Raw genomic sequence first — 13,005 nt, forward strand, 5'->3', positions numbered from 1 at the left:
ACCCTTGTGACGCGGGTCGGCAAGCTCGAGCTGCGGGTTCCGCAGGACCGGGCCGGGCGCTTCTCCACCGAGCTGTTCGAGCGCTACCAGCGTTCGGAGCGGGCCTTGGTGGCGACACTGGCCGAGATGTATGTCCAGGGCGTGTCGACCCGCAAGGTCAAGGCGATCACGGAAGAGCTGTGCGGTCATGCGTTCTCGGCCTCGTCGATCTCGGCCATCAACAAGCGGCTGGACGAGAGCCTCGCTGCCTTTGCCAGGCGCCCCCTTCAAGAGCCGTTTCCTTACCTCATCCTCGATGCGCGCTACCAGAAGGTGCGTGAAGCCGGTGTTGTCATGAGCCAGGCGGTGCTGATCGCGGTCGGTATCGACTGGGACGGAAGGCGCCAGATCCTGGCCGTGGAGATGGCCAATCGCGAGAGCCGCTCGCCCTGGAGGGACTTCCTCGTCGGCCTCAAGGCGCGCGGCCTCAAGCCGGCCTCGGCGATCGATGAGCTCTTCCTTCTCATCGCTCGCGCTGCCTAGCTGAAGCTTCACGAGGTCTAGTCCTTGTTGGATCGCTGGGTCGACTGTCGCTGCAATTCGGTCCAGCCGCTGCTGCAGCTCGGTTCGCATTACGTTATGCTGGTCGATGGCTTCAGCTAGCAGGTCGAGGCGGTCCGCGACCGGCACCTCCTCGATTAACGGCTCGAGCTTGCGTCGGATATCGTCGTGGAACCGCTCCGCATCCAAGTGTGTTGCCACCCAACCCTGGCGTTCCGCTATCTGGCGCGTCAGCTCAGCTTCCATCAACGGGGCAGCGGCGCGGCCGATCTTGAGGTCCTGTGTGCGCAACACTTCAACAACTATCCCGCTATTGTAAGCACCGTCGCGCATAATCGCGCGGCCACCCCAAGCAACACTGCCTGCGTATCAGCGAGACGCACTTGACCGGTGCGAAAGCGGATAAACGCCATGGCGAGTGGGTCCTCGCTGGCGAAGACAGTCGCCAATGATCCAGTCTCGAAGCCGGAGCGTTGTTCAGTCAAACGACGCGTATTAACCACGCGGCACCCGCGAAAGCTGTCGCGGCCGGAACGCAGGATCTCGACTGCGCGAGAAGCATGTTCAGGCTCGACTAGAATAGCTTCACGATCACGTCCCAGCAGCCCTTCCGCCGCCTCGCGCCAATCAGCGTCTATGATCTCCGCGACCTGACAAAGCGCTCGTGGCCGCATATTCTCCCTCTGCAGCGCGGCCATCAGCCGAACGGTGCGGTCATCGAGCGCGACCTGACCGGCGCGTGCGCGGTCGCGGCGGTGGACTAGATCAGCAATTTCTTCCTGCAGCTTGCGGCGCTGTGCAATCGCATTGTCGCGACGGTCGAGTATCTTTTCGACATTAACCAATGCAGCCTCGCGCGCGCCCGCGATGAGCTCTTCCATCTCGTGCGGTTCGCGCGGCCATCTCGGCGGCGCCAGCCCCCCGCTCTTTTTCTTGAGAGCTTCGAGGCTCTGGAACAAGGCGCCAAGCTTTAGCGATGCCAATTGTTCGCGATGGTCAAGCAAGCTGGCTGCGCGGGCAACGGCAAGAAATCGTGCTTGCAAGCGCTTCGAGATCTCTGCTTGGGCAAGCTCGACGGCCTTTAGTTCGCTCTGTACTACCGCGCGCTTTCCAGCAACACCCTCTGCTAGCGATTGCGCGACGAGACTCTCCTGCCGCTCGCGCAGCGACTTGATCTCGTCATCGCACCTATCGATCATGCGCTGCGTGTCGTCGACCGCAGCACGATTGTCTCGGCGTTCTTTGATGTTGGCAAGAAGAGCCGTACCCGCCTCGATCAGTGCTGCCAGCCGTGCGACGCCCCTGGCGATTTCCTCACGCTCGAGCAAGCTTACGAATGCGGCTACCAGTTCGGCGAGGGCCCGGAGTGCACCCAGCCGCCGTTCAAGTTCGTGGATGTCCTTCTGGATGTCGCGGTACCGCTGAATGCTCTCACGCAGTTCGCCGATGTTGATGTCGTTCTTAGCCAAAAGAAAATTGTGCACGAAGCCTTCAACAGACCGCATGTCTTCGAACGAGAGTGCCATCACAAACGCGCGAACAAAGCGCTCAGGGTCGCTGTGCCGCCTACCGGTGAATAGCTGGCGCATATATTCGCGGATATGGTTGCGTGGACCATCAGGCCGAATCAGCGCTGTTCCCTTAGCACTGCAGGCTAGCTCTAGACGCTCGCGCACCAACGTCCACGGCGCCGACCGCTGCTGGTTGCCCTCCAGGTGCTCGACGAGAAGGTCGGTATCTATGCGGATTCCGGGTGCGATATAGCGCCCCACGACTTGCGCCTCATCTGTGGCCGAAGCCTCAATACACAAGCCGACACTCACCGGCGGCCGAACTCCTTGTGGGTCCGCGAATACAAGCGCGATATGGGTTACAGCCTCTTCTCGCAAAAACTCATGCTCGTTGAGTTGACCCAAGCAGTAGCCGCGCAAGGTCCGCTCCGATTTGCGGTTGCCGGTTTCGCCCGCCGAGCGGTTGAATTGGTACCAACGCCGGGCCCCCCCCCTGTCATCACTGCCTGGATTAAATCGATCAGCGTTGATTTGCCCGAACGATTTTGGCCCAAGATCGCGGTGTCACCGGCAATCGCCAGATCTTCGCGGTCGAACAAGTGCCATTGTACGAGCGCGATGTGGACGAGCTGCATCATGCCTCATCCTCCTCGTTGGCGTCCGTATTGTTGTTCACCGGCTCCAAGTCGGTGTCCTGAAAGTCCGGGCGGGAGAGCAGCTCTTCAAGATGGGCGAGGAATTCGTCACCGGCGACGGTAGCCACCAGGGCGCGGATCGTGAGTGGAATATCTTCCAATTCGTCGTCGAGCTCACCCAGGCGAATGATGGCGCGCCGCTCGAGAGTCGCGACCAGTGCTTTAAAATCGGCAATCGACAGGGTCGGCCGGCGGGCGCGCGCCACCATGTCCTGATATGCGTCGTAAGCGGCATTAAGCGTTACCAGCACACTCCCGTATCGCTCGACATCGCCCTCCTGAACGCCTTCTTCCCAAAGCCTGCGAAAGAGAAGTAGTACCAGGGTCTCGTCGATCCGCATGCGCGGATGGCTGATCTGTTCCGTGTCAGGCAGAATGCCTGCCCATCCTTCGCTCTCGCGCACAATATCGATAGCCGGCAACGTCAAAGTAGTCGGAAGCAAGCCGTTCGACATCCGATTTGAGCAACGTATCCAGGAGACTCGACGAACCTCGATCCTCGACGTGCAAAAACTGATTACGCAGCAAGTGACTAATCACCTGCCTTACGCGTTGCATGCGGCGCGGATCGCGCGCTTCGAGCGCCTGGAACTCACTGAGCATGCGAGCCCTCGAGCGTTATGCTGTCGCCTCGGCGTGTGACGGTGAAGCCAGTGCAACTTAACCAGGCATTGTCGACCCAGTGCCCGAGGGCAGGCGAAAAGCCAAACGCTGAAGCAAGGTGATCAGCTATAGCGTTGCCTCGGCCATCCTGGTCTGCCGCCAGAACCGAGAGCCGCAAAGTCTCGAACGCAAGAAAATCGTCAACGTTGTCGATCCAGAAATGGCTAGCGTCGCTTGCACCGAATGGAGGAACCCGCTTCTCCAAAAAGCGGCTTACTTTTTCCGGCGTCACCGCGAGGCGATTCAGATACCCGCGCTCGAGCTGCTTCCGAATTTCTCGCAGGGGATCTGGAGGGGGTAGGACGAGAACCCCGCCCGTCACTGTCGTGCGGTAGTTGCGTGCTCGCGCGAGTAGCAGCGGCGACCAATACGTCTGTCGGGACTCGAGCAGTCCGGATAGGCTGTAATCGGCTCGGTGCCCCCCGAGCAGTTTATCAAGCCGAAGCATGATCGGCTTGCTACGTTGAAGGAAAGTGCCGCCACGACGGCCTGCATAGCGCACCGTGTTGCGCAGGCGCGTTTCGAGCCGGCTGCGATGCTGTTGGATCCGCTCGAACGCTTCTTCGATCTGATCGAAAACACGCCGGACCTTGTGAAGGTCGTCGTACACCAAGTCCCGTGCAGCAGTGATGTCCGGGGCGAGTCGAACCTCGCAATAGGCTTCGGCGATTGCGCCAACGTCGGCGATCGAATCTTCGATTGAATCGAGCGCCGTGAAGATGCGATGACGAAACCGGTAGGGATGAGAAGTCGTCGAGATCGCGGCATAGTCCTGCAGTAGGATCCGCTCGACGAAGTCTTCGAAGTAGTGGCGCAGCCTGCGTCCGACGCTGTCGCTTGCCAAGACCTGCTTGTCGATTTCACGCAGCGCGCTCAGCACGCTACGCAGATAGCGCCCAAATGTGGCGGCGTCGCGGGCGGCTTTGTGCAGCCCCGGTGCGTTCTCCCGTGCATTTAGCAATAGAGCATCGAGTTCATTCTTTACCTGAATAACCAAGCCGCTCAACTGCTCTGTCAGGCCCTCGCGCAGATCGCAGAGAAACTCGGCGAGGCGCATGGCGCCAGCAGGCATGTCCACGGTTACCTTTAGGCCATAACGGCTCTCTTCGATCCAGCCTGTTGCAATGAGCCGGTTATAGATGTGGCGCGCCCGTATATCGCTTCGTTTGTCGCCTGCGGATCGGCCGCTTCCAAATTTTCGCCGCCTGATGCGGCGTCCGCGGCGAGTGGCCAACTGGTCGAGAACGATCGGGGCCTCGTCCTCTCGCCAGAGTTCAGCATGCTCGCCCGGAACTTTAATTCGGTGCGAACATCGTCGTGACGTGACCCGAAGCAGACTTTCGCAGGTGACATCGGGCATGACCGCCTCGCGCCTCATCTGGTTCATAGCGGGCACCCATGGCCGCTCGCGAAAGCGGACATTTCTCATGACCGGGACTGGGTGATTTGTGGCAGAAGCGGACATCAGAGGCTAATGGCTGCGCAAAGACGCTGGCCGGGTACTGACAATCAACTGCGCGGCATGTAACAGTGCTTGCTAATGTATGATGAGCAGTTGGGGAAGGATGCCGCTCGCACTCTTGGCGGATTTTTGGGGGAGACAGCCGACATGCAGAGCTCAGTCGAAATCGACCTTGCTGGTCGACTCGAATCAGCGGACCGGTACATTGCCGAGCTGGAAGTCGCCAAAGCATCTGGGGCAACTCAACTCAGTCAACTTTCTGCCGACAACAAGCGTCTGCTCGACCTCACCGAGGACCGCGCAAAGGAACTCGCGATCCTCAACAGCGTCGGCGAAGCAATGGCCAAGACGTTGAACGTCAAGACTGTCACACGCATCGTCGGTGACAAGGTTCGGGAGATATTCGGGGAGGACATCACGGAAATACTGCTGCACGATGAGGCATCTGATCTCATCACCGTCCCGTATTCATTCTATCGTGAGTACCAGGACGTGGAGCCGTTCACTTTGGGCGCAGGACTTACCTCAAAGGTCATTCTCTCTGGAACACCGCTGGTTATTGATACGTTTGAGCAGTCCCTCAAGTTTGATGTGATCGCACTTACCGAAGCGGAGCGATCAGAATCGTACCTAGGCGTGCCGATCATCGCTGGAGGCAGAACTCTAGGAGTTGTCAGCGTGCAGAGTTACCAAAAGAACGCCTTTAGCGAAGATCACGTGCGTCTCTTGCAAGCTCTCTCGTCGAGCATGGGAGTTGCCATCTCGAATGCCCGCCTTTTCGACGAAACCCAGCGGCTGTTGAAAGTGTCCGAGGACCGCGCAAAAGAACTCGCGATCCTCAACAGTGTCGGCGAAGCAATGGCCAAGACGTTGAATGTCAAGACCGTCACGCGCATCGTCGGTGACAAGGTGCGCGAGATATTTGGAACAGACGTCACCGAAATCCTGCTGCGTGACGAGAAGTCTGATCTGATCACCGTACCCTATGCGTTTTACAGGGACTATCAGGACCCCGAGCCATTTGCGATGGGCGAAGGTCTGACGTCCAAGGTCATACTGTCAGGCAAGCCATTGGTTTTGGGCTCGACTGAGCAACACGTTGCTCTGGGCGCACTTATACCTACGGAAGATGACAGGACCGAATCCTACTTGGGCGTGCCGATCATCGCTGGTGACAGGATTTTGGGTGTCGTCAGCGTTCAGAGCTACGAGAAGAATGTCTTCAATGAAGATCATGTGCGTCTGTTGCAGGGGCTGTCATCCAGCATGGGCGTAGCCATCTCCAACGCACATCTGTTCGATGAGACGCAGCGCCTGCTGAAAGTGACAGAGGACCGCGCAAAAGAACTGGCGATTCTCAACAGCGTTGGCGAAGCGATGACGAAGTCGCTTAACCTGGACACTGTTATTCGCTTGGTAGGCGACAAGGTGCGGGAGGCTTTCGGCATCGAAGTCAGTGAAATTTTGTTACACGATAGCGAAACCGGCTTGATCCATGTCCCTTATGCATACTTTAGGACCTATAGAGCTATCGATCCATTCCCAATGGGCATGGGAGTAGCTTCGAAAATCATCACAACAGGTGAGCCCTTTGTTTTTGGCACTCTTGAGGAAGGAAAAGAGCTTGGCGCCTACTTTCCACACGAAGAGGATAGGACTGCCTCTTACATAGGCGTGCCGATCAAGTCTGGTGAGGGAACACTGGGTGTTCTCAGTGTGCAGAGCTATCAGAAGCATGCGTTCGACGAAAACGACGTGCGCCTGCTGCAGACGGTGGCCTCCAGCATGGGGGTCGCCATCGCCAACGCCCGTCTATTCAATGAAACTCAGCGTCTGCTCAAGGTGACTGAAGCCCGCGCTGCCGAACTTGCCGCCATTGGAACGGTTAGTCAGGCGCTCATAGCGGAATCGGAACTTGACAGCACGATCCAGTTGATCGGTAACCAGATGCAGGAGATCTTTGATGCCGATATTGTCTACGTCGCACTGCTTGATCCGGAAACCAACCTAATCCATTTCCCCTATCAGTTTGGCGAGGCCTTCAACACACTAACCCTTGGCGAGGGGCTGACAAGCAAGATCATAGAGACTGGCGAGCCGCTGCTGATCAATCAGGATGTAGCGGAACGTGGAGCTCAGATCGGGGCTACCCCCGTCGGCAAGGATGCATTGTCCTATCTCGGCGTTCCGATCAAGACCGCGCAAGGAACGCTTGGAGTTATCAGTGTTCAGAGCACTACGCGGGAGGGCATATTTACCGATGACTCGCTTCGCTTGCTTTCCACCATTGCCGCCAATGCCGGTGCGGCCCTCCATAACGCGCAGCTATTTACCGAGCTCAAACAGCTTTCCCTGGCGCTGCAGCAGGCAAAAGAGGCGGCCGAGGCGGCAAATGAGGCGAAGAGTTCTTTTCTGGCGACGATGAGCCACGAAATTCGCACACCAATGAATGGCGTGATCGGAATGAGCAACTTGTTGCTTGGTACAAAGCTTGACACTGAACAACGCGAGATTAGCGAGACGATCAGCAACAGCGGCGAAGCCCTGCTAACGATTATCAACGACATACTCGATTTCTCCAAGGTTGAGGCCGGCAAGCTGGAGCTTGATCCAAGTCCCTTCGAACTCCGGGAATGCCTTGAGAGCGCAATTGATCTGGTGGCCTCCAAGACCGCGGAGAAGGGACTCGACCTGGCATACCTGGTGGAGCCCGGTACTCCTGGCGGGATTGTGGCAGACAGCACCAGACTGCGACAAATTTTGCTTAATTTCCTCAACAACGCTGTGAAATTTACCGAGCGGGGTGAAATTGTCCTGTCGGTGATGAAAGTTCCGCCCGCAGTTGAGGGGGCGGGGACACCCCATGGCGGAAGCGAAGAGGGCTTCTCCACCCTGCAGTTTGCAGTACGCGATACCGGCATTGGTATACCCGAAGACAGATTGGATCGCTTGTTCAAGTCTTTCAGCCAGGTCGATGCCTCGACGACGCGGCGCTACGGGGGCACCGGGCTAGGGTTGGCGATTAGCAAACGCCTGGCAGAACTGATGGGCGGGGAAGTATGGGTCGAAAGTGTTGAAGGGTCGGGTACGACATTCTTCTTCACGATCCGCGCTGCCGTTGCGCCCGCTCCCAGGCAGGCGCAAATGTCGCTGGCAAAAGTTGAACTCGCAGGCAAGCGGCTGCTGATCGTTGACGACAACGCAACCAACCGGCGCATCCTGTCTCTGCAAGCCCAATCCTGGTCCATGATTCCACACACGACCGAGTCGCCTCTGGACGCATTGCGCAGGATTTCGAGCGGCGAAAATTATGACGCCGTCGTGCTCGACATGAACATGCCAGAGATGGACGGGATAAAACTGGCCAAACGATTGCGTGGGCTTGGTGAAAGAGGTGACCTTCCACTGATATTGCTGAGTTCCTTGGTGCCTCTTGATGAGCGAAACAAGGCAGATATCGAGAGCATCAAATTTGCGGCGATGCTTCCTAAGCCGATCAAGCCCTCGCCGCTCCTCAATGCTTTCATGTCCGTCTTTGCCGTGGCTCCAATGCGTTCAGCCAAGCCTGATCAACCCAAGGGACCATCCCTCGACAGCGAAATGGCGGCGAAATTGCCGCTTCGGATCCTGCTGGTTGATGACAACATCACCAATCGGAAGATTGGGTCCAAGGTGCTTGAACGGCTTGGCTACAAGGTAGACTTGGCGGTGGATGGAGAGACGGCGATTTCGTCATTTGCCAAGGGACAACACGATGTCATCCTGATGGATATCGAGATGCCGGACATGGACGGGCTCGAAGCCACAAGGTTGATCCGCGCATCAGGCGCCGGGGACTCGCTGCAGCCTTTCATCGTGGCACTTACCGCCAATGCAATGGCCGGCGACCGCGAGCGCTACCTGGAAGCTGGGATGGATGATTACCTAAGCAAGCCGTTGCGCGTGGAGGAGTTGGTCGCCTCTCTTACACGCGCCCACCAACACAACTGACAACAAAGGTCCGGTCATGGATGTTGCGCAGGACGCTCTAGACAAGCTCCTTGATCTCATAGGTGGGGATCAAGACTCTCTTGCAGAACTCATTGAGAGTTTTCTGGAGGAATCCCCGTTGCTGGTCGAGCAGATGCGCCGGGCTGCGGAGTCCGGCGACCGTTCAGGTCTTGGCCGCGCTGCCCATACGCTGAAATCAAGCGCGCGGGACTTCGGCGCCAACCAACTTTCCGCGCTTTGCGCGGCAATGGAACAATCCTGCCGCGACAGTATGCCCGGCGCGGCCGCGACGGAAGTGGAACTCATCGCGGGCGCGTGTGACACGGCCAGCCGAGATCTAAGCTCTCGCCTTGCCGATTTGAAACGAGGGGGACAACCGAATGAGCATAGAATCGGAGACACAATCACCTGATGCTCGCGCACCAGAAGGTGCGCGCGTCCTCATAGTCGATGACTCAGGCACTGTGCGCCTGAAACTCAGCAAAGCCATCCAGTCGCTCGGCCATGAAACAACCGCTGTCGCAAGCGGCAAGCTGGCGCTTGAACAGGTTGCTCAGAATCCATTCGACCTCGTACTCCTTGATATCGTCATGCCCGAAATGGATGGCTTCGAAGTGCTCAAGGCGCTCAAGTCTTCGCGGACCACTCGCGATCTGCCGGTGATCGTCATTTCGGCCCTCGATGAAGAAATGGGCAGCGTGATTAGCGCCATCGAGCTTGGCGCGGAAGACTTTCTGCCAAAGGACTTTGAACTAGCTCTACTCAAGGCTCGTGTTGAGACCTGCATCGAGAAAAAAAGACTCCGCGACGTTGAGACGGAATATCTGCGGCAGGTGGCCAAGCTGACCAGGGCGGCCGCCACATTGGAGACCGGGCGGTTCAATCCTTCGAAGCTTGGCATCCGCGACGTAGCAAGCCGTACAGATGGTCTCGGCAAGCTTGCCACAGTGTTCGCGACAATGGCCCAGAAGGTTTACGAGCGAGAGCGAAAGATGCGGCAAAATATTCGCACGTTTCGTGGCGCTCTACTGCTGCTGGCATGTGGCGGGTTATGGGGCGTCGTCGTTCCACTTTCCAAGATGGCTTCGCTTGTTGAGGCTCATCCGGTCGGATTGGCAATCCTCATCGACATTATCGGAGCCGTGTTCTGCATCGGGATTAGTTTGAAGCGACGGACAATGCCAAGAATCAAGGATCTCACGCGAGCCGATCGGACGTTCATCCTTCGTTTTGCGTTCATTAGCTCGGTGATCAACCAGGTTCTGGTGTACTGGGTGGCAAGCAAGCTTCCAGCTTCCATCGTCTCCATTGTCATCGTGCTCGAGGGATTTGCTGTCTTCTTGTTCGCCGCTCTGATGCGGACCGAAGCTCCGAATTTGAAGCGCTTTTTAGGGCTTGGATTGGGTCTCGTCGGCATCTCCATCATCCTCCTGTACGGAGAGCCCGGAGAAATAGCCACCAGTTGGGTGTGGTTTGTCATCGCTCTTGTAATCCCCGTCACTTACGCAGTCGAGGATATCTATCTCTCAGAGTCCAAGCCCGCCAAAATCGATAACGTCGCCCTGTTCGGCATGACCCTAGTTGTTTCGGTTTTGATGCTGATCCCACTTGCCGCTTTTTATCAGGACTTCGTGCCATTTGGTCTATTGGCTGGTCGGCTTGGCGTCATCGTCTTGCTGATGGCTGCCGCCAGCAATTTGGCGATGCTGCTCTTCATTTTGCTAGTCTCCAGCACCGGTGCGGTCTTCGCCAGCCAGAACGCCTATGCGGGGACAGCCGCCGGCATAGGCTGGAGCATGCTGTTGCTCGGAGAGTCGATACCAGCGCTGACCTGGGCCTCTCTGGCTCTGGTCGTCGTCGGTCTCCTGATGGTGGAGCCAAAGCAGGAGGCTGAGGAAGAACCCCCGCCACTTGATGACTCGCTGGAGGATTTTGTGCCGCTCGTTGATCTGCTGCCGTCACCCACAGAATGAAAGATCGGACATCGAAGTGTGATGCCAGTTGATTCAAGCGGACAAGCGCCCGAAAAGCCTTCCGAAGCGGATGCAAGGCAGCCGTACAGCGGAAGCAATTCGAAGGTTTTTGAGGAGGTCGCCACCATCATGAGCGCTCAAGGCTTGCCCAGCGTTCTCGCATTTGAACGCTACGACCCAACCGGCGCCTCGCTGGACTGGCTGCGCGAGCGTGGGGTCAACGTCATTTTCGGCAATGCGCTCTGGGAAATGCCGTTCAAGCGCTTTACCGAGGATGAGCTGATTGCCCGGCACATGTCTGTGTCGCCTTGATGGGGGCAAGCGGCACCCGCATCACCAGGCGCGTGATGCAGGCGCTTCCGGAACTGCGGTACGTCTAAAAATACGGCATTGGTATCGACGGCATCGACCTCGACGCTGCCACCGAGCACGGCATTCTGGTTTCGAGTACGCCGAACGATTTTCGGATCTTCACGGTCAGCGAGCACGCGGTCGCCCTGATGCTGGCTGTTGCCAAACAACTTGGCACGTGGACGCCCGAATTCATGCGGCGTGGCGGGTGGCGCGGCCTGACCCATGGCGCGGCGCCACCGTCGGCATCCTCGGCCTCGGCCGCATCGGCCGTGGCGTGGCGCAACGGCTTTCGGGCTGGGAGACCCGCATCCTTGCCTACGATCCCTTCCTGAAGGAAGCGCCTCCGTCGAACTCGTCGACTTCTCCACCCTGGTGGAGCAATCCGACTTCCTGACGCTGCACGCAACGCCGAGCCCCGATAACCATCACATCCTGAACGCCGCCGCGTTCTCGAAGATGAAACCGTCAGCCATCGTCGTCAACACCGGGCGCGGATCGCTGATCGACTACACGGCCCTGCGAGCAGCGCTGGCCAATGGCCAAATCGCGGGTGCGGCTCTCGACGTGTTCGACCAGGAGCCGCCGAAGACCGACGATCCGCTGTTTTCGCTACCCAACGTCTTGTGCACGCCGCATGTCGTGGCGATGAACGATCGCGTCGAGGATCGCTTACTAAGCGGCGTTTACTAGGTTCCGCTGGTCTAGCCCTACGCGATCACACCACAACCACGTGATGACAAATCAGCCATGTGTGTGGCGCGGCGGGCCTGTTCCGCTTGTGGCCGGCGCCTACCCACCCGGGTTCCCCAACCATGGCGTCGGCCATTTTCGTTCTCTCAGCAATTATGGGCCTTTGCTATCGGCCTATGTGTTGGCCTTGGATGGCGAGATCGCGGTTAGATCGCCTCGTTCGTTTGGATGTTTCGCTGGCGTTGGCAGGAGGCGCATATGTTCGCCAGCCGGCGGATACCACACCGCCCCACCGGTCAGGCCCAGCGCGNCTGGCGTTGGCAGGAGGCGCATATGTTCGCCAGCCGGCGGATACCACACCGCCCCACCGGTCAGGCCCAGCGCGCCCGCTGCAAAGTCCCCGCAGACGGCTGCTGGGCCGCTGGCGGGCAGCGGCTACTTGCTGACGATCCAATCCACCAAGCCAGTTTCGATCAGCTCGCACCCAGTCAAATCGCGCACCAGGGGGCCTTAGCTAAATCGCGCCATTGACACTCAGGCGCTCCGGTTTCCCTGAGTAGGCGTCGGAATGCAGAGCGGAGAACGTCGGCTTGAAACGCAGAGACGGCAACAGTAGACGGGTCGGCATCTTCCCAGCCTAGCGCCACGTCGCGACGACGTTGACCAAGGCGCTTCAGAAGCTCGCGTGAGGCTCGGATGGCCCTGCGCGACTGATCCATGTCCCGGCGAAATGTGGCGGGTTCCGCCATGGACTTCTGGCGCATCAGCAGGTTGCCGTAGTGGCCGCTCGAGCGATATCTATCGGCGTTGCAACCATCGCAGCCTCCCAGAAAAGGCAATGGCAAACGACACATTAATAAGCTCGCCGAAACTCTCTCCGCNGCAACCAGGGGCACCGTGACGGTCGTGGCGTAATTTATCGGATACTGGTCGAAATACGGGAAAGCGATGACGAAGGCATAGCTGGCGGTCAGATGCGCCATCTTGAAACCGCCGCTGGCAGGGTCGGTCGCGATCGTCACAATGACGTTCTTCAGACCCAGGTTCACCAATTTCTGCGTGGCGATAGCCTGGATGTCGCTCTGCGAAAGCGTGTTGTTCAGCTGCAGCGCCCGGGAAGAGGTTTC

At 58.3% G+C, this 13,005-nt stretch carries 9 protein-coding genes and 2 pseudogenes; 7 read left to right on the forward strand and 4 right to left on the reverse strand.

Going from position 1 to position 13,005, the window contains the following annotated elements; genetic code table 11:
• A pseudogene (locus X756_RS136550) lies at positions 1 to 471 on the forward strand (transposase); the annotation flags it as partial.
• Positions 472 to 842: 371 nt separating this feature from the next.
• Here X756_RS136550 and X756_RS01000000166390 read toward each other — a convergent pair.
• The 4 genes from X756_RS01000000166390 to X756_RS136545 form a co-directional block, all read right to left on the reverse strand.
• Entirely contained in the window at positions 843 to 2,363 is a 1,521-nt protein-coding gene (locus tag X756_RS01000000166390) for a hypothetical protein (RefSeq protein ID WP_023731918.1), read from the reverse strand.
• A gap of 47 nt (positions 2,364 to 2,410) precedes the next feature.
• Positions 2,411 to 2,689 (reverse strand): ATP-binding protein, encoded by a 279-nt coding sequence (locus X756_RS1000000169595; protein WP_023731919.1) that lies wholly within the window; start codon positions 2,687 to 2,689, stop codon positions 2,411 to 2,413.
• Complete coding sequence (locus tag X756_RS01000000166395) at positions 2,686 to 3,201, reverse strand: DUF4194 domain-containing protein (RefSeq protein WP_023731920.1); 516 nt, start codon at positions 3,199 to 3,201, stop codon at positions 2,686 to 2,688. Before X756_RS01000000166395 ends, X756_RS1000000169595 begins: the two co-directional genes overlap by 4 nt.
• 137 nt (positions 3,202 to 3,338) lie before the next feature.
• Entirely contained in the window at positions 3,339 to 4,769 is a 1,431-nt protein-coding gene (locus X756_RS136545) for a Wadjet anti-phage system protein JetA family protein (protein WP_198020115.1), read from the reverse strand.
• 249 nt (positions 4,770 to 5,018) lie between these two features.
• Here X756_RS136545 and X756_RS1000000166910 point away from each other — a divergent pair, with 249 nt between their 5' ends.
• The 6 genes and pseudogenes from X756_RS1000000166910 (at position 5,019) to X756_RS1000000170280 (ending at position 11,878) form a co-directional block, all read left to right on the forward strand.
• Entirely contained in the window at positions 5,019 to 8,861 is a 3,843-nt protein-coding gene (locus X756_RS1000000166910; protein WP_198020116.1) for a GAF domain-containing protein, read from the forward strand.
• A gap of 16 nt (positions 8,862 to 8,877) precedes the next feature.
• Entirely contained in the window at positions 8,878 to 9,273 is a 396-nt protein-coding gene (locus X756_RS1000000166915; protein ID WP_023699256.1) for an Hpt domain-containing protein, read from the forward strand.
• Complete coding sequence (locus tag X756_RS1000000166920; RefSeq protein WP_050589335.1) at positions 9,242 to 10,834, forward strand: response regulator; 1,593 nt, start codon at positions 9,242 to 9,244, stop codon at positions 10,832 to 10,834. Before X756_RS1000000166915 ends, X756_RS1000000166920 begins: the two co-directional genes overlap by 32 nt.
• 18 nt (positions 10,835 to 10,852) lie before the next feature.
• Complete coding sequence (locus X756_RS1000000170270) at positions 10,853 to 11,146, forward strand: hypothetical protein (RefSeq protein WP_245264607.1); 294 nt, start codon at positions 10,853 to 10,855, stop codon at positions 11,144 to 11,146.
• Between the two features lie 122 nt (positions 11,147 to 11,268).
• Entirely contained in the window at positions 11,269 to 11,520 is a 252-nt protein-coding gene (locus X756_RS1000000170275; RefSeq protein ID WP_245264608.1) for a hypothetical protein, read from the forward strand.
• Positions 11,451 to 11,878, forward strand: a pseudogene (locus X756_RS1000000170280) (NAD(P)-dependent oxidoreductase). The gene X756_RS1000000170275 and the pseudogene X756_RS1000000170280 overlap by 70 nt, the downstream one beginning before the upstream one ends.
• The last annotated feature ends 1,127 nt before the right edge of the window (positions 11,879 to 13,005 follow it).

This window comes from Mesorhizobium sp. LNJC405B00 (genome assembly GCF_000502615.1).
Lineage (GTDB): Bacteria > Pseudomonadota > Alphaproteobacteria > Rhizobiales > Rhizobiaceae > Mesorhizobium.